The following is a 23,881-nucleotide window of genomic DNA, read 5'->3' on the forward strand; positions in this document are numbered from 1 at the left end:
GAGAGCCCTCCGGCATGAGAGAGATGAAGATCAACGGCTGGTGGCGGTGATCTCCAAGCCGGGGGCTCGGGGACGCGGGCGGCCCGCCGCGTCCGGGTCGCGCTGCGGCAGGAAGGCCGTGCGCAGGGTGCGGTCGCGCAACATCGTGCGGACCCGGGCCAGGGACGACCGCGGCTCGTGCCGGGCGGCGGCGAGCATGTGCGCGGCGGCCAGCATGAGCAGGCCGGCGACGGCGGTCAGGGCGGCCAGGGCGGGCAACGCCTCGCCCGGCTGCCAGAGATCGGTCAGGCCGGCGACGCGCAGCAGCGCGGAGATCATCAGCGGCCAGAGCACGATCTGTGGACGATCGGGAACGCCTGATGGTTCCCGGGGCGCGGTCCGGGGCGGTGGGTTCCGATCAGAGCAGGAAAAGCACGGCCAGGGCGACGGGGAACGCCAGCGCGGTCACCGACGTGATCCACCGCATGCGGACGGCGATGACCGCGGCCCGGTCGGGGTCGCGGGACCAGTAGGTGAGCGCGGCGCTGAGGGCACGGCCCGCGCCGAACGCGGTGCCGGTGAGGATGGTGGCGGCCGGGCCCTGATGGCTCAGCAGGAGCGCCAGCGCGAGCACGTACGGGCTGGACGCCGACACGTACGTGCGGACCCCCGTCCCCAGCTCGAAGCCGAACTGCGCCGCCCCGCGCCGCAGCCGGACCCGCAGCACCTCCTGCGGGATCTGCCGGGCGTTCTGCGGCAGCGGGATGGTGACCAGGCCCAGCTCGCGTGCCGCGCCGGCGGCCGCCACCACCAGGATCGCCGCCGCGCGCACCGTCTCCGGCAGGGGAGCGGCGAGCCCGGACAGCAGCCACACCACCGCCGCGCTCAGGCTGCCCCCGAGCAGCAGCCCGAGGGTGAAGACGGCAAGGACCTCGCCCTGCCGTACCGGCGCTCGCCAACCTGGCGAGAAGAGGACGGCCTCCGAGTTGCGCGTTCAAACCGAGCCGGACAGCGCGAAGCCCGCGAGCGCGCCGAGCGACGACCAGCAGAGCACCCGGGCGTCGAGCGCGGCCGCCGCGACCGCCAGCAGCGTGAGCGCGGCGACCGGCAGCAGCGGTTCGGCCGCCCGCCGCCGGACGGCGGTCAGTTGCGGCAACTGGTCGCCTTCCGGCAGATCGTCTTGTACCAGCTGCCCTTGGCGGACTTCTTCCAGCCGTCGTGGCAACGCCAGGTGACGCCCTTGCGGCAGCTGCCGCAACTCTTGGAGTAGGCCCACAACCAGCCGTCCCAGCCGCCGCTGTAGCACTGGTTGGGCCGCAGCATGTAGTAGCCGGGATGGGACTTGCCGGACTTGTGGTAGCCCTTCAGCGAGCCCGACGTACGGCAGCAGGTGGGGCACACGACGCTCGGGCCGCAGCCGGGCGAGCAGTTGTGGTTGGCCGCGTACGAGGGGCACCGTCCGAGGATCTGGTAGCCGGGCCGCTGCGCGTAACCCGCCGCGAGGGCCTGCCTGGCCTGCGGGAAAACGCCGAGCGCGCCGAGCCCCACCGAGGCCCCGGCGGTGGCGATGCCGCGCAGCACGTTGCGGCGGCCGACCCCGGAGACGCCGGTGTCGGGCGGCGCGGGGCGCCGCCGCACCCGTTCGGCGCCGGCCGGGCGCGGGCCGCGCAGCGGCGGGATGTCCTCCAGCCGCAGATCTTTCAGCGGCAGATCTTCCAGCCGCGGATCCTCCGGCCAGGGCTCCTCGGTGATCCGGTCGCCGGTGGGCGGTGCTTCGGTCATCGCGCTGCCTCCAGGTCGCGCAGGGCATCGGGGGAACCGACGGGCTCGGCGGTGCGCACCCGTCCGCCGGCGTCCACGACCACCGCGAACGGGGTGGCCGGGACGGCGTAGGCCGCGAACAGCCCGTCCTGCTCGTGGGCCAGCACCGTGACGCCGGGGGTGTCCGGCGCCGGACCGGCGAAGATCGCGTGCACCGGGCGGCCCAGCGACCCGGCCGCCTCCAGGACGTCGGCGCAGACCCCGCAGTCGACGTCGAGGAACAGCAGCAGGCCCGGGCCGAGCCGGTCGAAGGCGGGGGCGGGCGAGCCCGGCGCGAGGCCCAGCGGGCTCGGCCGCGGCCCGCCGCCGCCCGCGGCGGCCTGGCCGAGCGCGTGCACCTGCCGGACGAGGCCGGCGACCACCAGCGCGAGCAGCACGATCGCCACCCAGGACAGCAGCAGGGCGCTGGTCTGGAAGCTCATCCGGCCGCGCTCCTCTCGTAGATCATGGCCTGCGGGAGGGTCCACAGGATCAGTGCGAAGGCGGCCCCGGCGGCCGCGGTGACGGTGATCTCGACGGCCCCGGCGTCACCGGGCGGCCCCCACACGGCGCCGGGCAGCGCGAGCAGCGCCAGCAGCCCGGCGCGGGCGGCGACCCAGCCCGTCATCGGGGTGGTGAGATCGCCGGCGCAGCCGCACGGCACTCCGCCCGGCCGGGCGCGTGTCACATACGCCCCGTACAGCCCGTACGCCGCCAGCAGTGCGGCGGCCGCCGCGAGCGAGCCGCGCGCGAGGTCCGTCCGCCCTTGCAGCGCGCCCGTCGCGGCCATCCCGCCCAGGGCGGCCTCGGCCAGCAGGACGAGCCCGGCGAGCGGTGCGGCCAGCGGCCGGGGCAGGACGCGCTGGGCGCGCAGCGCGGCGGTGAGCAGGCCCGGCCGGCGCAGATGGCCGACGAACGAGCCGAGCAGCACCAGCGGCACCGCGACCGCGGCCACCCCGCCCAGCAGGGCGGTCACGCCCGGGTCGTCCATCAGCCCACCGCCTCCACGGCCAGCCCGGCGAGCCGTCTCGGTACCTCCTGGACCCACTCCTCGTCCGGCAGCACGGTGACCAGCAGCGACGTGGTGGCCAGCAGGAAGTACCGCCCCTGCCCCTCGATCTCGTCGCGGAACAGCTCGCCGCCCGCGACCCGCGCGCCGCGCCAGGCGGGCAGCCGCCGCCGGGTCGTCGTGGTGAGCGCGGTGACCTCCAGGAGCCCCAGCTCAGGGACCTCCTTGACGAGATCGGCGGGCTCGGTGCGCCGTACCGCCCGGCCGCGCGCCACCGCGACCACGCCGTCGGGATGCTCGGTGAGCCGCAGGCCGTGGAAGAACGCCACGGCGTCGGCCGGGCGCCCGTGGTAGAGGTGCGTGAACACCGCGTGCCGACGGCCCTCCCAGATCGCGGCCAGCACCGGGTCCGCGCTCCTGGTGTCGGGATCCCGCGCCGAGGTGCGGCCGACCCTCAGCCGGCCGCCCTGGATGCGGAACTCGTCGTCGAACGAACGCACCCCGATGTCGTGCGCCCACGCCCGCGCGTCCGCGTTCGTGCCGCTGGAGATCTCGTGCAGCCGGTCGCCGACCGCGATCCGGGCCACCGAGGTGAACGGTCGGGAGAGATCGTGTGAACCGGACATCCGGACCCGGATACCGTCCAGGGACCGGTGGGTGACCTGACGTCGCAAAGCCGTGACCCTTCGTACAGGATGTACGAGCAGTGACGGATGTGACGCTACGCGCCTTCCGCCCTCCGGTCTGTAGGTGCAGCCGCATCCGGTCAGCATCCGATCCACACGCGGAAGCGGGTAAGGTCCAGGCGGGCATCGTTCCACCAGGCGCCGGACGACCGGACGCGCCCGGGCGGCGTTTCTGCCCCGGCCCCGGCCTGGCCTCTCGGTAGGGTCGCCGCGACCGATACCGAGCGTGAGGTGGACCCGTGAGCAAGGTGGACGTACTGATCAAGCGTCTCGACCCGGACCTGCCCGTCCCGTCGTACGCCCACGCCGGTGACGCGGGCGCCGATCTGGTGGCCGCCGTCGACGTCGAACTGCCCCCGGGAGAGCGCGCGGTGGTGCCGACGGGGATGTCGATCGCGCTGCCGGAAGGCTATGCCGCCTTCATTCACCCCAGGTCCGGTTTGGGCGCTAAGTTTGGGGTGACCATTGTCAACGCACCCGGTACGGTCGATGCCGGCTATCGGGGTGAGATCAAGGTGACCCTGCTGAACACCGACCCCCGCGCCACGGTACGGCTGCGGCGCGGTGACCGCATTGCGCAGATGGTGGTGCAGCGGGTGGAGCAGGCCGTTTTCCACGAGGTCACCGAGCTTCCCGGATCCGCCCGGGGCGCCGACGGATTCGGCTCCACCGGGGGTTTCGCGGATAATGAGCACAGTCAAGAAGGAGCGTGAGTCGTGGCTTTTGGACGTCGCCGGCAGGCTGAGGAGCCCGCGAAGGAGCCCGAGCTGACCGACGAGCAGGCTGACGAGGCCGCCGAGGCCGAGACTCCCGACGACGCGGCGCCGGGTGGTCAGGAGGGCGGTCAGGAGGGCGGTCCCTGGGACTCCGAGGAGTCCTTCCCCGACCTGCAGCGCCTGGATTTCGGATCCATGCAGGTGCCGGTCGCGCCGGGGCTGGGCTTCCAGGTCAATTTCGAGGCCACCGAGGTCGACGAGGAGGGCAACCCCCTCGACGGCCGTCCGGTCGCGGTGCTGGTCCAGTACGAGGAGAGCGCCATGCAGCTGCAGGCGTTCGCCGCGCCCAAGCGCAGCGGCATCTGGGCCGACGTGCGGCGCGAGACGGCCAAGGACATCGAGGAGGAGGCCCAGGGCCAGACGCAGGAGGGTGAGGGCCCGTTCGGTCCCGAGCTCGTCGCGATGGTCCCGGCCGCCCTGACCGAAGAGGTCCTGGCCGAGATGCCGGACGAGGTCAAGGAGCAGATCCCGGCCGAGTTCATCGAGCAGGGCTGGGCGCCGCAGCTGATCCGCTTCATCGGTGTGGACGGCCCGCGCTGGTTCCTCCAGGCCGTGGTGCAGGGCGCCGCGATCGAGGACGAGGAGCAGTGGCAGGTCCTCGAGGACGTCTTCCGCAACATCGTGGTCGTGCGCGGCGAGTCGCCGATGCCGCCGCGCGACCTGCTGCCCCTGGAGATCCCCAAGGAGTTCTCCGAGGCCGGCGAGGACGAGGGCGACGAGGGCGTCGAGACCTTCAACCCGTTCGAGCGCGGCCCCGAGATCACCGAGGTTCGCTGACACGGGCTTACCTGACACGGGCCCGCGTCGGCTCGGCCCGAAGGCCGCTCACCGGAAACCGGTGGGCGGCCTTTTGCATGTTCCGGGGGAGATGGGAAGTATGAGAGAGTAACCACCTATTGCCGAATGCAGGTTACGGAGGCGATCCGATGTCCGCGACGGTGCGCGCCGGGGTGCGGCGGGGGATGCCGGTGTTCCCGGCCACCGTGGCGCTCGGGGTCTCGTTCGGGGTGCTGGCGGTGCCTCTGATGGGAGTGGTCGCTCCCGTCCTGATGTCCGCGATCGTGTACGCGGGCGGGTCGCAGTTCGCGGCGGTGGGCGTGCTGGCGGGCGGCGGCGGGGCGTTCGCGGCGAGCGGCGCCGGGCTGCTGATGAACGGGCGGTTCCTGCCGATGGGCTTCGCGTTCGCGCCCGCCTTCCGGGGCGGCCGGGCGTGGCGCGCGGTGCAGGGGCAGGCGGTGATCGACGCCGCCATGGTCCTCGGGCGCGACGAGGACGGGACCTACGACCGCAAGCTGCTCTTCGGCATCTCCGCGACCCAGTTCGTCGGGTGGGTCGGCGGCACGGCGCTCGGGGTGTTCGCGGGCGAGAACCTGCCCGACCCGGACGCGTTCGGCCTCGACGCGATCTTCCCCGCGTTCTACATCGCGCTGCTCGGCAGCGAGCTGCACCGCGTCCGGGCCCGCGTCGCGGCGGTGCTCGCCGTCGGCGTCGTCCTGGCCGGGTCGGCGTTCATGCCGCCGGGCGTCCCCGTGGTCGCGGCGGCGGCCGTCGCGCTCATCGGCCTGATCCCCGAACGCGGCGGGGGTGAGGACTCCGGACCCGAGAAGGAGGAGACGGCATGACGACCACCCTCTGGCTGACCATCGGCCTGCTCACCCTCGGCACGTTCGTGATCAAGGCGGCCGGGCCCGCGGCGCTGGGCCGCCGCGAGCTGCCGGCGTGGGCCCTCCCGGTGATCGCGTTGCTGCCCGCCGTGCTGCTGTCCGCCCTGATCGCCTACGACGCGTTCGGCGGGAGCGAGGGGCTCCACGTGGACGCCAAGCTCGCGGGCATCGGCGCCGCCGTCACCGCGGTGGCACTGAAGGCCCCGATGACCGTCGTGATGATCGTCGCCGCGGTGGCCACCGCCCTCACGCGGCTGGTTGTGGCCTAGGTCACATTTGGGCCTTGCCGGGGCTCGCCCGCGGGTGCTGAATCGAGGCATGTCGAAGCGCACCCGCAAACGTCGAGCCCGCAAGCGCGGCAAGGCCAACAAAGGACGCCGCCCCAACGCCCGCCGCTAGGGTTCAGGGCCGCGCGAGCACGGCCTAGAGCTCGATGAGCTCGAACTGGATCGCGTGCTCCACGCCGAACTCCTCGCCCGAGGCCGCCTGGCCCAGGAACGCCGCCGGGTCGAACTCCGCGCCGAGGTTCTGGAAGTAGACCTGGTGCGCCCGGAGCGAGGCGATCCCCGCGTCCAGGTGGCCGGTCACGTCCACGTAGTGCGTGGGCTGGGGCGATCCCGCGAACAGGCCGAACCGCACGCCCTGCCACGGCTCCAGGCCCAGGTCGCGGAACACCCACCGGTTGGCCGCGTCCCGGACGGCGTCCGCCACCGCCAGGCCGAACACCCGGTGGTCGGCCATGTTGAAGCCCTGCCCACCGGACCAGGTCTCGCGGAAGTTCAGCGAGACCACCACGTCCGGCCGGTGCCGCCGGATCGCCCGCGCGATCTCCCGGCGCAGCGGCAGCCCGTACTCCAGCACGCCGTCGTCCAGGTCGAGGAACTCCACCGTCTCGACCCCGACCGCGCGGGCCGCCTCGACCTGCTCCGCGCTGCGGATCGCCCGCACCTCGGCGGGATCCATCGAGTCGATCCCGGCCTCGCCGCGGGTGGCCAGCACCTCGACCACGGTCTTGCCCTGCGCCGTCCATTTCGCGACCGCCGTCGACGCCCCGTACTCCAGGTCGTCGGGGTGTGCCACGAGCGCCAGGGCCCGTTCCCAGTCCTCCGGTACCGCTTCCATGCCCCCCATTCTGGCCGATCTTGCCCGGCGTGCGTTCGTGCAAGGCCGGCGATGGTGAAAGACTCCCGGGCCGGGTGCCGGAGACCATCCGGTCCATGGAGCATCCAACGAGGCGGAACGTACTCAGGGCGGCGGGCGCGGGCGCGGCGTTCGCGGCGGTGCCGGGCGCGGGCCCCGCCGCCGCGGTGGCCGGCCCGTTCAGCGCGGCGAGCCCGATCAGCCGGGCGGTTCCCCGGACCGGGGAGCGGCTGCCGGCGATCGGGCTCGGCACGTTCATGACGTTCGACAAGCTGCCCCACACGCCGCGCGACCACCTGCGCGAGGTGCTGCGCCGGTTCTGGTCGGGCGGCGGGCGCGTCGTCGACACCTCGGCGCTGTACGGGGCGTCCGAGACCAACGTGGGAGAGTTCGCGCGTGAGCAGGGGCTCACCGCCGAGCTCTTCCTCGCCGACAAGAGCTGGGCATGCGGCGAGTACCTCAACGACGAGAGCCACGCGATCCGGCAGTTCGAGCGGTCGTTGCGGCGGCTCGGCCGGGAAACGCTCGACGTGGTGCAGGTGCACAGCCTCACCAACGTCACGATGATCCTGCCGATCCTGCGGCGGCTGAAGCAGCAGGGCAGGATCCGCCACCTCGGCGTCACCCACCACGAGATCCCCGAGCAGGCACCGGCGGTCGAACGCTGGATCAGGACCGGTGACCTCGACTTCGTCCAGGTGCGTTACTCGATCTACATGCGGGAGGCCGAGCGGCGGATCCTGCCCGCGGCGGCCGAGCACGGCACGGCCGTCATGGTCAACATGCCGCTGGAGAAGGCACGGCTGCACCAGGTGGTGCGAGGCCGCCCGCTGCCCGGCTTCGCCGCGGAGATCGGCTGTGCGAACTGGGCGCAGTTCTTCCTCAAGTACGTCATCGCGCACCCGGCCGTGACCTGCGCGATCCCGGCCACGACCGATCCCGTTCACGTACACGAGAACGTCGGGGCGATGCGGGGGCCGCTTCCCGACGAGCGCACCCGGCGCCGGATGGCGCGGCACATGGAGACGATCGCGGGCTTCGACCGCATCGACGCCATGCCCTGGTATCCCGGCAAGACGTTCACGGGCGGGCTGGTCAGGCTCTGACCTCCCGCCGGTAGGCGCGGGGCGTCGTGCCGTACCGGCGGCGGAACGCGGTCGTGAGGTGGCTCTGGCTCGACATGCCGACGCCGTAGGCGATGTCGGCGATCGGCATGTCGGGCCGCTCGCGCAGCAGGCGCGCCGCGGCCTCCAGGCGGCGTTCCATGACATAACGATGCGGGGACGAGCCGGTGGCCGCCTTGAACGCGTGGCCGAACCGGTGCCGGTCCATCCCCGCGAGCCTCGCGAGCACGGCCAACCGCAGATCGTCGCCCAGATGCGCATGCACATGATCGAGCACGTCGCGCAGCGGCCGGCCGGTCAGCGCGGGCCGTTCCCGGGGGCGGGCCGGAGCGACGGTGGAGTAGTTGCGGACCAGGTGCAGCGTGAGGGCCGTCGCCAGCGCGTCGGCGAAGAGCCGGTCCGCCGGACGCGGCTCGCCGACCAGCGCCCGCGCCACCTGGCCCACGAACGGGTCGGGACGGTTGGTGAACGCGGTGAGTTCGATGCGCCCGGTGTCGCCCAGGCCGTCCGCGCCGTCCATGGCGTGCAGGTGCGCGGGGTCGAGCCAGATCACCGCGTAGGACAGCGACCCCGCGCCGTGCCGTGTCCACCGACGCCGCGTGGCGGGGACCAGGGTGGTGGCCCCGGCGAAGTCGGTGCCCTCGTACCGCCGTTCGCCCTCGGTCTCGGCGGCCGTGCGGAGGCTTCCCGACAGGGTGACCATCAGCAGGTGCTCTGGCTGCCGGGCCCAGGCCTCCGATTCCGCCGCCACGTCCCAGCGGACCGACGCGCAGCGCAGCCCGTCCCAGCGCCGCGTCATCTCCGGTTCGCCGTAGTCGTGCAGCGTCGAGGTCCGCTCGGCCATGCGGGACACCCAACCGCGTCGCGGCGAAAGGCGACCTAAAGGCGGTGTTCGTCAGGACGCCGTACGGCCGAGGGGCCTCCGCCGCCGCGACGTCGGCCGAGGCGGCGTTAGGGGCGTGTTAAGCGGCGCAGTTGCGCCGCTAAGAACCCGTCAAGAGATCTCAAACCCCCATCTATCAGGCGTTTACTCCCTGTGGGTCCGGAGGTGAGGGCCCGGCCGGGACCGTCCCGGTGCCCGGCGAAACGACTAAGGAAACCGACAAGTATGCATGACGTGGCGTTCGTCCTGCTGACAGTGGCGATCTTCGCCCTGCTCGGCCTGCTGGTGAAGGGCGTGGAGAAGCTGTGACCGCAGAGAACCTGGTGGGCCTGATCCTGGCCGCCGGGCTGATCGTCTTCCTGATCGCCGCCCTCGTGTACCCGGAGCGCTTCTAGTGAGCACGACCATCGCCGGGATCATCTTCATCGGATCCCTCGTCGTCGCGGTGGCCGTGGCGTACCGGCCGCTGGGCGACCACATGTACCGCGTCTACGGCGGGACCAAGCACACCCGCGTCGAGCGCGGGATCTACAAGCTGATCGGCGTCAAGCCGGACGCGGAGCAGACCTGGGCGGTGTACGCCCGGAGCGTGCTGGCGTTCTCGGTGATCAGCATCCTGTTCCTCTACCTCTTCCAGCGGGTGCAGAACAGGTTGCTGCTCTCGCTGGGCTTCGACCCGGTCAAGCCGGACCAGGCCTGGAACACCGCCGTCAGCTTCGTGACCAACACCAACTGGCAGTCCTACTCCGGTGAGTCGACGATGGGCCACCTGGTCCAGATGGCCGGGCTCGCCGTGCAGAACTTCGTGTCGGCCGCGGTCGGCATCTGCGTCGCCATCGCGCTGGTGCGCGGCTTCGCCCGGAAGAGGACCGCGCAGCTCGGCAACTTCTGGGTGGACCTGACGCGCGGGTCGGTGCGGATCCTGCTGCCCATCGCGTTCGTCGGCGCCATCGTGCTGATCGCCGGCGGCGTCGTGCAGAACTTCTGGGACGCCCAGGACCACGTGGTCAACACGGTCGCGGGCGGCCGGCAGGCCATCACCGGCGGGCCGGTGGCCAGCCAGGAGGTCATCAAAGAGCTCGGCACCAACGGCGGCGGCTTCTACAACGCCAACTCCGCGCACCCGTTCGAGAACGGCACGTCCTGGACCAACTGGTTCGAGATCTTCCTGATTCTGGTGATCCCGTTCTCGCTGTGCCGCACGTTCGGCCGCATGGTCGGCCAGAACCGGCAGGGCTACGCGATCGCCGCGGTGATGTCCACGATCGCGATCATCAGCATCGCGCTGACGAACGTCTTCCAGCTGACGCACCACGGGACCGTTCCGGTCGCCGTCGGCGCGTCCATGGAGGGCGTGGAGACGCGGTTCGGCGTCGCCGACTCCGCCACGTTCGCCGCCGCCACCACGCTCACCTCGACCGGTGCCGTGAACTCCTTCCATGACTCCTACACGAGCCTGGGCGGCATGATGACGATGTTCAACATGATGCTCGGCGAGGTCGCGCCGGGCGGTGTCGGCGCCGGCCTGTACGGCATGCTGGTGCTCGCCGTCATCACGGTCTTCGTCGCGGGCCTCATGGTGGGCCGCACGCCCGAGTACCTCGGCAAGAAGATCGGCAGCCGCGAGATCAAGTTCGCCGCGATGTACTTCCTCATCACGCCGATCCTCGTGCTCACCGGCACCGCCATCGCGATGGCGACCGGGAGCGGGCGCGCCGCGATGCTCAACAGCGGTGCGCACGGCTTCAGCGAGGTGCTCTACGCGTTCACCTCCGCGTCGAACAACAACGGCTCGGCGTTCGCCGGTGTCACGGTCAACACCGTCTGGTACGACACCGCGCTCGGCCTGTGCATGGCCTTCGGCCGCTTCCTGCCGATCATCTTCGTGCTCGCGCTCGCGGGCTCGCTGGCCAGGCAGGGGCACACGCCGGAGTCCGCGGGCACGCTGCCCACCCACCGGCCGCAGTTCGTCGGCATGGTCGTCGGCGTGACGGTCGTCCTCGTCGCTCTCACCTTCCTCCCGGCGCTCGCGCTCGGGCCGCTGGCTGAAGGAATCCACTAATGGCAACACAGACGATGGGTCCCGGGCAGGCCTCGCCGAAGGCGCCCACCCCCACAGGCGGCGGCAAGGTCGGCGGCGGTCTGCTCGACCCGGGGCAGCTGCGGAAGTCGCTGCCCGACGCGGTCCGGAAGCTGAACCCGCGCACGTTGTGGCGCAACCCGGTCATGCTGATCGTCGAGATCGGCGCGATCTGGACCACGGTCCTGGCGGTCGCCGACCCGAGCGTCTTCGCCTGGCTGATCGTGGTGTGGCTCTGGCTCACGGTCATCTTCGCCAACCTGGCGGAGGCGGTGGCCGAGGGCCGCGGCAAGGCGCAGGCCGACTCGCTGCGCAGGGCCAAGACCGACGCGATGGCCCGCCGCCTCGTCGGCTGGGAGCCCGGCCGTACCGGCCAGGCCGCCGAGGAGCGGGTCGGCGCGCCCGAGCTGAAGCGGGGCGACCATGTGATCGTCGGGGCCGGTGAGATCATCCCGGGTGACGGCGACGTCGTCGAGGGCATCGCCAGCGTCGACGAGTCGGCGATCACCGGCGAGTCGGCCCCGGTCATCCGGGAGTCCGGCGGCGACCGTTCCGCGGTGACAGGCGGCACCAAGGTGCTGTCCGACCAGATCATCGTGAGGATCACGCAGCGGCCCGGTGAGAGCTTCATCGACCGGATGATCGCTCTCGTCGAGGGCTCCAGCCGGCAGAAGACGCCGAACGAGATCGCGCTCAACATCCTGCTGTCCGCGCTCACGATCATCTTTCTGCTGGCGGTCGCGACGCTCCAGCCGATGGCGATCTTCGCCAAGGGCAACAACCCGGGCGTCGAGGACACGCTCGCGCTGGACGGCAACGGCGTCACCGGCGTCGTGCTGGTCTCGCTGCTGGTCTGCCTGATCCCGACGACGATCGGGGCGCTGCTGAGCGCGATCGGCATCGCCGGCATGGACCGGCTCGTCCAGCGCAACGTGCTGGCGATGAGCGGGCGCGCGGTCGAGGCCGCGGGCGACGTCAACACCCTGCTGCTGGACAAGACCGGCACCATCACGCTGGGCGACCGGCAGGCGGCGGAGTTCGTCCCGGTGGGCGGCGTGACGGAGGCGGAACTGGCCGACGCGGCGCAGCTGTCCAGCCTCGCCGACGAGACGCCCGAGGGCCGCTCGGTGGTGGTCTTCGCCAAGCAGCGCTACGGCCTGCGCGAGCGCGGTGCGGGCGAGCTGACCCATGCCACGTGGGTGCCGTTCACCGCGCAGACCCGGATGTCGGGCGTCGACCTCGACGAGTCCGGCGACGGAAAGCCGGACCGGCTCCTGCGCAAGGGCGCCGCCGGTGCGGTCGCCGACTGGGTGCGCGAGCTGGGCGGCACCGTGCCGGCCGAGCTCAGCCAGGCCGTCGGCGGTGTGTCCGCCTCCGGCGGTACGCCGCTGGTGGTCGGCGAGCGGGTCGACGGCCGGGTCCGCGTCCTCGGTGTCATTCACCTGAAGGACGTGGTGAAGGAGGGCATGCGGGAGCGGTTCGACGAGATGCGGCGGATGGGCATCCGGACCGTGATGATCACCGGTGACAACCCGCTGACCGCCAAGGCCATCGCGGACGAGGCCGGGGTGGACGACTTCCTGGCCGAGGCCAAGCCCGAGGACAAGATGGCGCTGATCAGGAAGGAGCAGGAGGGCGGCCGGCTGGTCGCCATGACCGGTGACGGCACCAACGACGCGCCCGCGCTCGCGCAGGCCGACGTCGGCGTCGCGATGAACACCGGCACCTCGGCCGCCAAAGAGGCCGGGAACATGGTCGACCTGGACTCCGACCCCACCAAGCTCATCGAGATCGTGGAGATCGGCAAACAGCTCCTCATCACCCGCGGCGCCCTCACCACCTTCTCCATCGCCAACGACATCGCCAAGTACTTCGCGATCATCCCCGCGCTGTTCGTGGCGGTGTTCCCGGGCCTGGACGCGCTCAACATCATGCGCCTGCACAGCCCGCAGTCGGCGATCCTGTCGGCGGTCATCTTCAACGCGCTCGTCATCGTCGCGCTGATCCCGCTGGCCCTGCGCGGCGTGAAGTACCGGCCGAGCAGCGCGTCCAAGCTGCTCAGCCGCAACCTCTACGTCTACGGCCTGGGCGGGATCATCGCCCCGTTCATCGGCATCAAGACCATCGACCTCATCGTCCAGTTCCTTCCGGGGATGTCCTGACATGCGCTTGCCCATCTGGATCCGGCAGCACCTCGCGGCGTTCCGTGCGCTGCTCGTGCTCACCGTGCTGACCGGCATCATCTATCCACTGTCCGTGTTCGCGGTCGCGCAGATTCCCGGCCTCAAGGACAGGGCGAACGGCTCGATGGTCAAGGCCGACGGCAGGACCGTCGGCAGCGCGAGCATCGGCCAGTCGTTCACCGACAAGGACGGCAACCCGCTCAAGCAGTACTTCCAGAGCCGCCCGTCGAACGCCGGTGACGGATACGACCCGACGTCCACCGCGGCGAGCAACCTCGGCCCGGAGGACATCGTCGACACCCTGCCCGACCCCAAGCTCGTCGCGGCGGGCAAGGAGGACGACAACGCCAAGCAGAGCCTGCTCACGCAGGTCTGCGAACGCAGCAAGTCCGTCGGCGAGCTCGACGGCGTGGACGGCTCCCGGCCGTTCTGCGCCCCGAGCGGGGTCGGCGCGGTACTCGGGGTCTTCGGCGAACGCACGGCCGACGGCAAGATCCCGCACCCGACCCGCGTGGTCAGCCTGAACGAGCAGGACGGCGTGGTGCGGACCCCGTTCGTCGCGACCTACAACGGTGTCAAGGTCGAGCTCGCCAGGTTCGGCGAGGACCACGCCGAAGGCCTGGTCGTGCCGATCAAGGGCGACGCGCCGGCCAAGCCCGCCGTCCCCGCCGACGCGGTCACCGCGAGCGGCAGCGGCCTGGACCCGCACATCTCCCCGGAGTACGCGGCGATCCAGATCAAGCGGGTCGCCCAGGCGCGGGGCGTCTCGGCCGAGCAGGTCGGGAAGCTCGTGAAGGACGACCAGACCGGCCGTTCGCTGGGCTTCATGGGCGAGGCGCGGGTCAACGTCCTCAAGCTCAACCTCGCGCTCGACGAGCAGTACCCGGTCCGCGGCTAGCCGTACCCGCGTCGACAGGAGAAAGGGAGATGTGATGACCCGCGGTCGGCTGCGTATCTACCTCGGAGCTGCGCCCGGAGTCGGAAAGACCTTCGCGATGCTGGCCGAGGGCGCCCGGCGCCTGGAACGTGGAACGGACGTGGTCGTCGGCTTCGTGGAGACCCACGACCGGCCAAGGACCGCCGCGCTCGTCGAGGGCCTGGAGGTCGTGCCGCGCCGCACGGCGGCCTACCGGGGGAGCACGTTCACCGAGCTGGACGTGGACGCGGTCATCGCCCGCGCGCCGAAGGTGGCGCTGGTGGACGAGCTGGCGCACACCAACGTGCCCGGCGGCCGCAACGACAAGCGCTGGCAGGACGTCGAGGAGATCCTGGACGCCGGCATCGACGTCGTCTCCACCGTCAACGTCCAGCACCTGGAATCGGTCAACGACGTCGTCGAGCAGATCACCGGAGTGGCCCAGCGGGAGACCGTGCCCGACGAGGTGGTCCGCCGCGCCGACCAGGTCGAGCTGGTCGACATGACCCCGGAGGCCCTGCGCCGCCGGATGGCGCACGGCAACGTCTACGCGCCGGAGAAGATCGACGCCGCGCTGGGCAACTACTTCCGGGTCGGCAACCTCACCGCGCTCCGCGAGCTCGCGCTGCTCTGGCTGGCCGACAAGGTGGACGACCAGCTCGACCGGTACCGGGCCGACCACGACATCCGGCGGACGTGGGAGGCCCGGGAACGTGTGGTCGTCGCGCTCACCGGCGGGCCCGAGGGCGACACCCTGATCCGCCGGGCCGCCCGCGTCGCGGACCGCAGCAAGGGGGCCGACCTGCTCGCCGTGCACGTCACGCGCAGCGACGGCCTCACCGACGGAGGCCCCGCCGACCTCACCCGGCAGCGCGCCCTGGTCGAGAGCCTGGGCGGCAGCTACCACCAGGTCGTCGGGACGAACGTGCCCGACGCCGTCCTGGACTTCGCGCGCGGCGTCAACGCCACCCAGCTCGTGCTCGGCGCGTCCCGCCGCGGCCGCGCCGCGCAGATCTTCTCGCGCGGCGTCGGCGTCACGACCACGGCCCGTTCGGGACCGATCGACGTGCACCTGGTCACCCACGAGGAGGCCAACCAGGGCCGCCGCTGGAAGGCGCTCCGCTCGGCCTGGGGAGTGCCGGCGCGGCGCCGGAACGCGGGCTTCGCCCTGGCGGCGGTGCTCCTCCCGCTGCTCACGCTGATCCTCGACCATCTGCGCGGCCCGGTCTCGCTGACCAGCGACATCCTCATCTTCCAGGCGGCGGTGATCGGCGTGGCGCTCCTGGGCGGCTTCTATCCCGCGCTCTTCGCCGCCATCGCCGGGTCCCTGCTGCTCAACTACTACTTCACGCCGCCGCTCCACCGGTTCACCGTCCACGATCCGGAGGCGTTCTTCCAGCTCGTGGTGTACGTCGTCGTCGGCGTGACGGTCAGCACGATCGTGGACCGCACGGCGCGCAAGAGCCGCCAGGTCTCCCGGGCGCAGACCGACTCGCAGATCCTCTCCACCCTCGCCGGCGACATCCTGCGCGGCGACGCGGGCGGCCGCGACCACAGCGCCCTCGCCGCCATCCTGGAACGTCTCCGCGAGACCTACGCGCTCGACTGCGTCACGCTGCTCGAACGCGACCCCGAGGAGCCCGCCACACCCGTCACCAACCGGGACCCCGACAGCTGGATCATCGTCGCCACCGTCGGCGGCACGCCCTGCACGAGCCCCGACGACGGCGAGTCCGACATCCTGGTCGACGACACCCTCGCCCTGGTCCTGCGCGGTCGCCCGCTGCCCGCGTCCGACCGCACGGTGCTGGAGGCGTTCGCCGCCCAGGCCGCCGTCGCCCTGCGCCACCAGCGGCTGGCCGAGGAGGCCGAGCAGGCCCGCCCCCTGGCCGCCGCCGACAGGATGCGCACCGCCCTCCTGAACGCGGTCAGCCACGACCTGCGCACGCCGCTCGCCTCCGCGAAGGCCGCCGTCGACAGCCTGCGCAGCCCGGACGTCAGCTGGAGCCAGGAGGACGAGGACGAACTCGTCACCACCGCCGCCGAGTCGCTCGACCGCCTGGACCGCCTGGTCGCCAACCTGCTCGACATGAGCCGCCTCCAGGCGGGCTCGCTCGGCGTCACCCCGCAGAGGGTGGCCGCCGAGGACATCGTGCCCCGCGCCCTGGCCGACCTCGGCGACGCCGCCGTCGAGATCGCCGTCCCCGGCGGGCTCCCGGAGATGGTCGCCGACCCGGCCCTGCTCGAACGTGTGCTCGTCAACCTCATGACCAACGCCGTCCGCCACAGCCCGCCGGGCATGCCGGTGATCGTCACCGCCAGCGCCCACGCCGACCGCCTGCAACTGCGGATCATCGACCGCGGCCCCGGCATCCCCGCCGGGGACCGCGACCGCGTCTTCGAACCGTTCCAGCGTCTCGGCGACCGCGACAACGACACCGGCGTGGGGCTCGGCCTCGCGCTCTCCCGCGGCCTCGCCGAGGCCATGAGCGGCTCGATCGCGATCGAGGAGACCCCCGGCGGCGGCCTGACCATGGTCGTCGACCTGCCCACCAAGCCGCGCGGCGTCGCGAGCGGCGAGCCGTACGGCGTCGCACACGAAGAAGAGGCCGATCCCGTCATGCTCGACCGCGTCGCGGCCTGGCGGGACCGGATCGGCCATGACCGGGGAGAGCCCTCATGACACGCGTCCTGGTAGTGGACGACTCGCCGCAGATCCTCGCGACGCTGCGGATCAACCTCAAGGCCCGCGAGTACGACGTCCGCGTCGCGCCCGACGCCGGACAGGCCCTCACCCGCGCCGCCGACTGGCACCCCGACCTGGTCATCCTCGACCTCGGCCTGCCCGATCTGGACGGCGTGGACGTCATCCGCGGCCTGCGCGGCTGGTCCCGGGTACCGATCCTCGTCCTGTCCGGCCGGTCCGGCAGCCGCGACAAGGTCGAGGCCCTCGACGCGGGCGCCGACGACTACATGACCAAGCCGTTCGGCGTGGACGAACTCCTCGCCCGCATCCGCGCCATCACCCGCCGCGCCCCCGCCGACGAGGCCCCGCCCACCGTCCGCCTCGGACCGTACCTCATCGACCTGTCCCGCAAGACCGTGACCGGCGACGGCACGGCCCTGCACCTCACCCCCACCGAGTGGGGCATCGTCGAGCTCCTCGTCCGCAACCCGGGGAAGCTCATCTCCCAGCGCCAGCTCCTCGCCGAGGTCTGGGGCCCCAAGCACCTCAAGGAGACGCACTACCTCCGCGTCTACCTGGCCTCCCTGCGCCGCAAGTTCGAAGCCGACCCGTCCCGCCCCCGCCACCTCATCACCGAGCCCGGCATGGGCTACCGCTTCGAACCGTGAACGGACCGACGCGCCGGCTAGAGCTCGTACCTACCGGCCTTGATGGCGCCGAGCAGACCGGCCAGCTCCGCCCGGTCGATCTCCAGATACCCGGCATCAGGATTCTTGCTGTCGCGGATACCAACGCTGGCGTGCAACTCGCCAATCTCGACACAGTCGCCGCCACCACCGCCGGTGCCACCACCCGACCTGCTGCTCTTGCGCCACTCGGGCAGCTTTCCAAGCTCGACACAATCGCCGCCGCTCGAACCACCGCCGGACCTGCTGCTCTTGTGCCACTCGATGGTCATTGTGGAAGCTCCAACCCTTCGAGGAACAGTTCTCGCGAGCCCTCTTCGGTCAGGGCCTTCGCCCCGATCCGGTCATACCGCAGCGCGAGGTTTCTCACCTCGGACGCTTCATGAATCAGTCTGCCACCCACCTGCGCCCAGGCATACGCCACATCTCGTCCCGAAGAAGTTGTGATCAGCTCGAAGCTCCCGTCGGTGCCGACATGGAGCCGGTCGGCGTGGCGCACCACCCGAATGGAGATCTCCTGGCTCAGGTCGAGAAGTCTCCGGAGCTGCTCCCTCTTCACCTCGTCGGGTAGGCCGGGCATCCGCAAGGTGTCCTCATCGATCAACGCCCAGATGGACGTCTCCTGCTCAAGCAGCGCCTGGGTTCGCTGCATCCTCTTCCGGACCGCGGTGTCGACGTCGCGGACGATGCGGATCTTCTCGAAGACGCAGCGCGCGTACGCCTCGGTCTGGAGCGGCACGGGGATGAAATGATCGATGAACGCCTTGATCACTAAGGCGCCCTTCTCGAAGTCCCAGAGTTGTTTGACCCAGTCCTGGTCCCGGCCGAACATCGCGGCATAGCGGCGCCTGACGGCGAACATCGTTCCCCACTCGCGGTCCAGCAGCTCAGAGTGTTCTTTGGTGATCTGAAGCCGGTTGGCCTCGTAGTTTCCTACACGCTGCCGATCCGCGCCGATGATCTGGGCGACCTGATCCATGGTCAGCTTGCGTCGCTGGCGCTCTTTTCGCAGATGGATGGCGATGGCATCCCAGAGCGAGTCGAAGGGATCGAGTGACTCGGCGGCGCTCATCGCTGACTCCCGGCTGTAGTAAGACGCGAGGTACTCGTGGACCGGCTTCGTTTCCGCGGGGGAGTCTATGTCGTGCGAACGCAGAGTGAGCAGGCAATTACGAGGACACCGAAGGACTTCCCGTGGACAGCCCTCCGCACCATGAACGGCCCCAATACGCACTGGCGCTGAGCATCCATCCCTTGGCGGTGGCCACTGCCAGGGAACTGGTGCGGTGTGCCCTCGACGAGTGGGGTGTGGACTGGCTGGTCGATGACGCGGCGGTGGTGACGAGCGAGTTGGTCACCAACTCGCTCAACGCCGAACCGCGCAGAATCGTGTTCACCATCGATCACGAGAGGCGTGCGGGCACCGTCCACATCACCGTGTGGGACGACGCGTCCGGTGCTCCCGAGCTTCGCGAGCCCGACTACGTGTCCCAGTCGGGCCGGGGGCTCCACATCGTGAACGGGCTGTCGGCGGAGTGGGGCTGGGAGCGGGCCGAGGGACTCGGGGGAAAGTACGTCTGGGCCAAGCTCGGACCCAAGCCCGAGGATCCCGCGTGATCACGAGCGCGTCGACCGCCGGGGTGACGTACGTCACGAGCGTGGGTGTCACAGGAGCCGGGGCGCCGGCATCTCTTGTCCGACCGGCTACAACGACAAGGGAGCCACCATGGAGACCCGTCTCGACCTCTTCGCGAGCCCGATCGTGGCCAAGGCCCTGAAGCACTACGGCGCGGCGGCCCCGGTGCTCATGCGGGAGTCGTCACTGCCGACCGCGACCCAGAACCTGGTGATGCTCCGGGCGAGCCAGATCAACGGTGACGGCTACGCCACCGACGTTCACAGCAAGAACGCCGCGCACGCGGGGGAGAGCGCCACGCGCATCAACCTGGTCGCGGCGTGGCGGGAGGCCTCGGTGTTCACCGACGCCGAACGGGCCGCCCTGGAACTGACCGAGCAGGGCACCCGCCTCGCCGACGCGGCGGGCGGGGTCACGGACGAGGCCTGGGCGAACGCCGCGGCGCACCATGACGAGGAGCAACTCGCCGCTCTGGTGGCGTTCATCGCTCTCATCAACGCCACCAACCGCTTCTCGGTCATCATCCGCCAGCCCGGTGGCGGATATCAGCCCGCCCAGGCCGCCTGACCGGAGATGCCCCTCGGCCTCCGCGCTCGCACCCAGAGCGCGGAGGCCGGGAGGCGTTAAGGGTGTGTCAAGGAGACCTGGGTGGGCGCTTTGATCCTGTTAAGGGGGGTCCTGCCGCCTGCGTTCCGTCGGCACGATGGCGACGGAATCATTGGAGGACGTCATGCGAACCCCCCTCACCGCCATCAAGGGCGGCATCGACGGCGGCCCGGCCGAGGAGCCTCCTGATCAGGCTGAACGGCATCGGCTGAGCGTGATCGGCGGGCTGGCGGCGCTGTCGCTGGACGCCATGGCGTCGGTCGCGTACGGGCCCGAGGCGATCGTGCTCGTGCTCGCGCTGGCCGGGGGAGCGGGAATGGGCTTCACGTTGCCCGTCACTCTCACGATCGCCGGGCTGCTGGCCGTACTCGTCTTCTCCTACCGGCACGTGATCGCCGCGTTCCCGGAGGGCGGCGGGGCCTACGGGGTGTCGAAGCGGTACCTCGGGCGGTCGTCGTCGCTGGTCGCGGCGGCTTCGCTGATCGTCGACTACGTGCTGAACGTGGCGGTGTCGATCGCGGCGGGTGTGGCGGCTCTGACGTCGGCGTTCCCGGAGCTGTTCCCGTACACGGTGTGGATCTGCCTGGCGGTGCTCGCGTTCGTCACGCTCATCAACTACGGCGGGATCGCGCACAGCGCGCGGGTCTTCATCGCGCCCACCGTCGTCTACGTCGGGGCGATCCTGGCGGTCGTCGTCATCGGGTTGCTGCGGGACTCCGCGGCGACGGTCGAGCAGGCCCACGCGCAGGCGCAGACGGTGCAGACCGTGGGCGTGCTGCTCCTGCTCAAGGCGTTCGCGAACGGGTGCGCGGCGCTGACGGGCGTGGAGGCCATCGCCAACGCCGTGCCCTCGTTCAGGAAGCCACGGGTGCGGCGGGCGCAGCGGGCCGAGGTGGCGCTGGGCGGGCTGCTCGCCCTGATGCTCGTCGGCATCGCGCTGCTGATCGAGAAGTTCTCCATCCGGCCGGTCGAGGGCGTGACCGTGCTGTCGCAGGTGACCGAGGCGGCCCTGGGCCACGGCGTGGGCTTCTACGTCGTGCAGTTCGCCACGGTGGTGCTGCTGGCGCTGGCCGCCAACACCTCGTTCGGCGGACTGCCGGTGCTGGCCAAGCTGCTGGCGGCCGACAACAACCTGCCGCACCTGTTCGCGTTGCGCGCCCAACGGCAGGTGTACCGGTACGGGATCGGCTTCCTCGCGGTGACCGCCGGAGCGCTGCTGGTCGCGGCGAACGGGAACATGAACACGCTGGTACCGCTGTTCGCGATCGGCGTCTTCGTCGGCTTCACGTTGTCGCAGGCGGGGATGGTGCGGCACTGGCGGGCCGAACGCTCGCCGGGCTGGCGGGGAAGGCTGGCGCTGAACGCCTTCGGCGCCGCGCTGACGTCCGTGGCGGCCGTGGTGGTGACGGGGTCCAAGTTCACCGAGGGCGGCTGGCTGATCCTCGTCGCGCTGCCCGCGCTGGTCCTGGTCATGGAGTGGGTGCACCGGTCGTACGCCCGGATCGGCGACCGCCTCGGGCTCGGGCGCACCCCCGCGCCGCCACGTCCGCGCCGGTCGCTCGTCGTGGTCCCGGTCGGCGGAGTCAGCGAGCTGACGCGGCAGGCGCTCGCCGCCGCCCTCAGCCTCGGCCACCGAGTCGTCGCGGTGCGCGTCGTCCATCCCGAGGAGGCGGCGGAGAACACCCGGTTCCTCGCCGAGTGGGAGGCGTGGGCGCCGGACGTGGAACTCCGGCTGATCGGTGACGGCAGGCAGCGGCTGGTCGAGCCCATCGTCGAGTACGTGCGGGACGCGCGCGAGCAGCACACCTTCGTCCTGATCCCCGAGGTCGAGCCCGAGCACGTCTGGCAGCGCGTCCTGCAGAACCAGCGGGGGAGCGTGCTGGCCCACGCGCTGCGCAGGGACACCGACGCCGTCGTCTGCCGCATGCGCTTCCGCGTGGCGCCCCGGCCGGCGGCCCCGATCGCGGTGGCCTCCCGATGAGCCTCCTCGGAGCGGCGCTGCTGGCCGCCGGCGCGCTGATGTTGGTGGCCAGACGCCGAGGCGGCGCCGAGGCTTCCCCGTGGTCGCTGGCGTCCGGTCTGGCCTTCGTCCTCGGTGGCCTGGCCGCCCTCGGCGCCGATGACGATCAGGTGGCCGTCGCCATCGCTGCGGCGGCGACCGTGCTCGCCGCCGTTCCGGCCGCCGTCGGTGTCTCCCTCGGCCGCGCGGCGAGGCGGGCTGGTCTGCCACGACCAGGACCGGGCCATGCCGGCCGAGTTCGGTGAACAGGGTCCGTAGCCGCTGCTCGTCGTTCGGCAGCACCTCGTCGTGCAGTTCTTGCCAACCGAGTTCAGCGCACACGCGCAGTGCTCGCCGTCGCCGACGTCCAGCCCCCGGAACACCGCACACTCGACGCTCACGTCCACCTCGATCAGGGGAAGGCCCTGCCAGGCCAGCTCGTCTGGCGGCGGTGCCCGGCAACCACGTTACGGCGGGTGCCTCGCCCCGATGAGCGGTCCACCGACGCCACCCGAACCCGGTGACAACACCCCCGGACCATGCCTACGACAGGGGGCTTGATCCATGCCGGGCCGGGTGACCTGGCTCCCCCCCGGTGCATGCGGGGACGTGAAAACGGTAACTGTGATAGTCGAACTGCGGCCCGGGATGGGGTTGCTGCCAGGCTCGGCGTCGACGTTCCGGCATGACCCGAAACGGTAACTGGCGGCTCGTCAGAGCTTGTCTTGCCCCCGAGATGTCTGCCGGACGTCGGCGTCGGCCTGGCCCACCCGTTGGCTTGATCAGCAGCTTGTCCGCCGTCTCGGCGTGACTCATCACAGTTCTGCCACGCGGTGACTCCACCCAGGCCGACGCCGACCACGGTCGTCCAATCTGAAGGAGAACAACCGCGTGGCCAGGCTCGCAGAACAGGTCGACGGCGTCATCGGTGTCGACACCCACCGCGATACCCTCGCCGCCGCGGCCGTCAGCCCCATCGGAGCCGTCCTGGGCAGCACCGACGAACCGGCCCATGCCCGGGGTTACCGTCGGCTGCTGGACTTCGCCCGGCAGCATGTCCCGGGGCGGCGCTGCTGGGCGCTGGAAGGCGTCGGCAGCTATGGGGCCGGCCTGGCCGCCTTCCTCCAAGACGCTGGCGAGCGAGTCGTTGAAGTCTGCAGGCCCAAGCGTCCCGCGTCCGGGGCGGACGCAAGACCGACATGCTCGACGCCGTCCGCGCGGCCCGCGAGGCCCTGGCCACCGAGCACATCATCCAGCCCCGTCAGCGCGGAGAACGGGAAGCCCTTCGAGTCCTGCTGACGACCCGCCAAGGGGCCGTCCTGGCGTCCACCGCCGCGATCAACCAGCTCAAGGCGCTGATCGTGTCCGCCCCGGAAGACCTCCGCGCCGAGCTACGACGACTCAAGCGTCCCGCCCAGATCACCCGCTGCTCTGGACTGCGGGCCCGACCCGCACACGACATCGAGCATCGCATGACCGCGCGTGCGCTACGGTCCACGGCACAGCGCATCCAGGCCCTGCAAACCGAGGCCAAGGAACTCGAAGGAGAGATCCTCGAACTCGTGCGCCAAAGGGCGCCCGACCTCCTGGACCTGCTCGGCGTCGGCCCGATCACCGTGGCGCAAATCCTGGTCAGCTGGTCGCACCCGGCCCGATTCCGATCTGAGGCGGCCTTCGCCGCCTTCGCGGGAGTGGCCCCCATCCCCGTGTCTTCCGGACTCACCAATCGACACCGCCTCAACCGCAGCGGCGACCGTCAACTCAACCGGGCCCTGTACACGATCATGATGATCAGGATGCGCCTGGACCCGACCACGAAGGCATACGTCGCTCGACGGATCAGCGAGGGCAAGTCCTCCCGAGACGCACAACGCTGCCTCAAACGCGCCATCTGCCGCCAGCTCTTCAGGACCCTCGAACGTCGGGCCCCGAAGAGCTTGTAACTCGTAGTGTGTAAAGTTGATCTTGGTGTGGGTCTGGTTGTCTTACCTGATGCGACCTGGGTAGGCAGCGGCGAGTTCGTTCAGC

At 71.2% G+C, this 23,881-nt stretch carries 27 protein-coding genes; 16 read left to right on the forward strand and 11 right to left on the reverse strand.

Translation table 11 applies throughout. The features are described 5' to 3' along the window. Window positions 1-30: 30 nt before the first annotated feature. The 7 genes from ABZ810_RS32910 to ABZ810_RS32940 form a co-directional block, all read right to left on the reverse strand. Complete coding sequence (locus ABZ810_RS32910; RefSeq protein ID WP_358409907.1) at window positions 31-333, reverse strand: DUF6412 domain-containing protein; 303 nt, start codon at window positions 331-333, stop codon at window positions 31-33. 64 nt (window positions 334-397) lie between these two features. Next, a complete protein-coding gene (locus ABZ810_RS32915; protein ID WP_358409909.1) occupies window positions 398-856 on the reverse strand; it encodes a hypothetical protein in 459 nt (152 codons plus the stop codon). A 117-nt stretch (window positions 857-973) separates the two neighbouring features. Then, window positions 974-1,135, reverse strand: a complete 162-nt coding sequence (locus tag ABZ810_RS32920) for a hypothetical protein (protein ID WP_358409911.1) — start codon at window positions 1,133-1,135, stop codon at window positions 974-976. Continuing rightward, entirely contained in the window at window positions 1,123-1,761 is a 639-nt protein-coding gene (locus ABZ810_RS32925; protein ID WP_358409912.1) for a hypothetical protein, read from the reverse strand. Before ABZ810_RS32925 ends, ABZ810_RS32920 begins: the two co-directional genes overlap by 13 nt. Continuing rightward, on the reverse strand, window positions 1,758-2,222 hold the full coding sequence (locus tag ABZ810_RS32930) for a hypothetical protein (protein ID WP_358409914.1): 465 nt from the start codon (window positions 2,220-2,222) through the stop codon (window positions 1,758-1,760). Before ABZ810_RS32930 ends, ABZ810_RS32925 begins: the two co-directional genes overlap by 4 nt. Continuing rightward, window positions 2,219-2,770 (reverse strand): MauE/DoxX family redox-associated membrane protein, encoded by a 552-nt coding sequence (locus ABZ810_RS32935; protein WP_358409916.1) that lies wholly within the window; start codon window positions 2,768-2,770, stop codon window positions 2,219-2,221. Before ABZ810_RS32935 ends, ABZ810_RS32930 begins: the two co-directional genes overlap by 4 nt. Then, window positions 2,770-3,414 carry a hypothetical protein gene (locus ABZ810_RS32940; RefSeq protein ID WP_358409917.1) on the reverse strand — a complete coding sequence of 215 codons (645 nt, stop codon included), beginning with the start codon at window positions 3,412-3,414 and terminating at the stop codon, window positions 2,770-2,772. Before ABZ810_RS32940 ends, ABZ810_RS32935 begins: the two co-directional genes overlap by 1 nt. Window positions 3,415-3,722: 308 nt before the next feature. Between ABZ810_RS32940 and dut the strand changes: the two genes are divergently transcribed. The 4 genes from dut (at window position 3,723) to ABZ810_RS32960 (ending at window position 6,183) form a co-directional block, all read left to right on the forward strand. Beyond that, complete coding sequence (gene dut / locus ABZ810_RS32945; RefSeq protein ID WP_358409970.1) at window positions 3,723-4,187, forward strand: dUTP diphosphatase; 465 nt, start codon at window positions 3,723-3,725, stop codon at window positions 4,185-4,187. A gap of 3 nt (window positions 4,188-4,190) precedes the next feature. Beyond that, window positions 4,191-5,027 (forward strand): DUF3710 domain-containing protein, encoded by an 837-nt coding sequence (locus ABZ810_RS32950; RefSeq protein WP_358409918.1) that lies wholly within the window; start codon window positions 4,191-4,193, stop codon window positions 5,025-5,027. A gap of 149 nt (window positions 5,028-5,176) precedes the next feature. Further along, on the forward strand, window positions 5,177-5,872 hold the full coding sequence (locus ABZ810_RS32955) for an AzlC family ABC transporter permease (RefSeq protein WP_358409919.1): 696 nt from the start codon (window positions 5,177-5,179) through the stop codon (window positions 5,870-5,872). Next, window positions 5,869-6,183, forward strand: coding sequence for an AzlD domain-containing protein (locus ABZ810_RS32960; RefSeq protein WP_358409921.1), 315 nt, complete (start codon window positions 5,869-5,871; stop codon window positions 6,181-6,183). Before ABZ810_RS32955 ends, ABZ810_RS32960 begins: the two co-directional genes overlap by 4 nt. A 154-nt stretch (window positions 6,184-6,337) precedes the next feature. Here ABZ810_RS32960 and ABZ810_RS32965 read toward each other — a convergent pair whose 3' ends face one another. Then, complete coding sequence (locus ABZ810_RS32965) at window positions 6,338-7,036, reverse strand: PIG-L deacetylase family protein (protein ID WP_358409922.1); 699 nt, start codon at window positions 7,034-7,036, stop codon at window positions 6,338-6,340. 95 nt (window positions 7,037-7,131) lie between these two features. Here ABZ810_RS32965 and ABZ810_RS32970 point away from each other — a divergent pair, with 95 nt between their 5' ends. Continuing rightward, window positions 7,132-8,160, forward strand: a complete 1,029-nt coding sequence (locus ABZ810_RS32970) for an aldo/keto reductase (protein ID WP_358409924.1) — start codon at window positions 7,132-7,134, stop codon at window positions 8,158-8,160. Here the strand turns inward: ABZ810_RS32970 and ABZ810_RS32975 are convergent. After that, a complete protein-coding gene (locus ABZ810_RS32975) occupies window positions 8,150-9,022 on the reverse strand; it encodes an AraC family transcriptional regulator (RefSeq protein WP_358409926.1) in 873 nt (290 codons plus the stop codon). The two genes, ABZ810_RS32970 and ABZ810_RS32975, sit on opposite strands and share 11 nt — an antisense overlap. A 344-nt stretch (window positions 9,023-9,366) precedes the next feature. Here ABZ810_RS32975 and ABZ810_RS32980 point away from each other — a divergent pair, with 344 nt between their 5' ends. Genes ABZ810_RS32980 through ABZ810_RS33005 form a run of 6 tightly spaced genes read left to right on the forward strand, consistent with a single transcriptional unit; the run spans window position 9,367 to window position 17,594 of the window. Beyond that, the gene (locus tag ABZ810_RS32980) at window positions 9,367-9,456 is read left to right on the forward strand and encodes a potassium-transporting ATPase subunit F (protein WP_358409928.1); all 90 of its coding nucleotides are present in this window, start codon (window positions 9,367-9,369) and stop codon (window positions 9,454-9,456) included. After that, window positions 9,456-11,123, forward strand: a complete 1,668-nt coding sequence (kdpA, locus tag ABZ810_RS32985; protein WP_358409929.1) for a potassium-transporting ATPase subunit KdpA — start codon at window positions 9,456-9,458, stop codon at window positions 11,121-11,123. Before ABZ810_RS32980 ends, kdpA begins: the two co-directional genes overlap by 1 nt. Continuing rightward, on the forward strand, window positions 11,123-13,303 hold the full coding sequence (gene kdpB, locus ABZ810_RS32990) for a potassium-transporting ATPase subunit KdpB (RefSeq protein WP_358409931.1): 2,181 nt from the start codon (window positions 11,123-11,125) through the stop codon (window positions 13,301-13,303). The genes kdpA and kdpB overlap by 1 nt, the downstream gene beginning before the upstream one ends. Before the next feature lies 1 nt (window position 13,304). Continuing rightward, window positions 13,305-14,222, forward strand: coding sequence for a potassium-transporting ATPase subunit C (locus ABZ810_RS32995; protein ID WP_358409933.1), 918 nt, complete (start codon window positions 13,305-13,307; stop codon window positions 14,220-14,222). A 34-nt stretch (window positions 14,223-14,256) separates the two neighbouring features. Then, window positions 14,257-16,923: a sensor histidine kinase KdpD gene (locus ABZ810_RS33000; protein ID WP_358409934.1), complete on the forward strand. Its 2,667-nt coding sequence runs from the start codon at window positions 14,257-14,259 to the stop codon at window positions 16,921-16,923. Beyond that, a complete protein-coding gene (locus ABZ810_RS33005; protein ID WP_358409936.1) occupies window positions 16,920-17,594 on the forward strand; it encodes a response regulator in 675 nt (224 codons plus the stop codon). The genes ABZ810_RS33000 and ABZ810_RS33005 overlap by 4 nt, the downstream gene beginning before the upstream one ends. A gap of 17 nt (window positions 17,595-17,611) precedes the next feature. Here ABZ810_RS33005 and ABZ810_RS33010 read toward each other — a convergent pair whose 3' ends face one another. Both ABZ810_RS33010 and ABZ810_RS33015 read right to left on the reverse strand, forming a co-directional pair. Beyond that, on the reverse strand, window positions 17,612-17,884 hold the full coding sequence (locus ABZ810_RS33010) for a DUF397 domain-containing protein (protein WP_358409938.1): 273 nt from the start codon (window positions 17,882-17,884) through the stop codon (window positions 17,612-17,614). After that, window positions 17,881-18,684, reverse strand: coding sequence for a helix-turn-helix transcriptional regulator (locus ABZ810_RS33015; RefSeq protein WP_358409940.1), 804 nt, complete (start codon window positions 18,682-18,684; stop codon window positions 17,881-17,883). Before ABZ810_RS33015 ends, ABZ810_RS33010 begins: the two co-directional genes overlap by 4 nt. Before the next feature lie 188 nt (window positions 18,685-18,872). Between ABZ810_RS33015 and ABZ810_RS33020 the strand changes: the two genes are divergently transcribed. From ABZ810_RS33020 to ABZ810_RS33040, 5 genes are all read left to right on the forward strand, one after another. Beyond that, window positions 18,873-19,229: an ATP-binding protein gene (locus ABZ810_RS33020; protein ID WP_358409972.1), complete on the forward strand. Its 357-nt coding sequence runs from the start codon at window positions 18,873-18,875 to the stop codon at window positions 19,227-19,229. Window positions 19,230-19,338: 109 nt separating this feature from the next. Further along, window positions 19,339-19,815: a carboxymuconolactone decarboxylase family protein gene (locus tag ABZ810_RS33025; RefSeq protein ID WP_358409942.1), complete on the forward strand. Its 477-nt coding sequence runs from the start codon at window positions 19,339-19,341 to the stop codon at window positions 19,813-19,815. A 163-nt stretch (window positions 19,816-19,978) separates the two neighbouring features. Next, a complete protein-coding gene (locus tag ABZ810_RS33030; RefSeq protein WP_358409944.1) occupies window positions 19,979-21,835 on the forward strand; it encodes an APC family permease in 1,857 nt (618 codons plus the stop codon). Further along, entirely contained in the window at window positions 21,832-22,119 is a 288-nt protein-coding gene (locus ABZ810_RS33035; protein WP_358409946.1) for a hypothetical protein, read from the forward strand. Before ABZ810_RS33030 ends, ABZ810_RS33035 begins: the two co-directional genes overlap by 4 nt. Window positions 22,120-23,052: 933 nt before the next feature. Next, window positions 23,053-23,796, forward strand: coding sequence for a transposase (locus ABZ810_RS33040; protein WP_358409948.1), 744 nt, complete (start codon window positions 23,053-23,055; stop codon window positions 23,794-23,796). Window positions 23,797-23,881: the final 85 nt, after the last annotated feature.

The sequence above is a fragment of the Spirillospora sp. NPDC047279 genome, from assembly GCF_040643285.1.
In the GTDB taxonomy this organism is placed as follows: domain Bacteria; phylum Actinomycetota; class Actinomycetes; order Streptosporangiales; family Streptosporangiaceae; genus Spirillospora.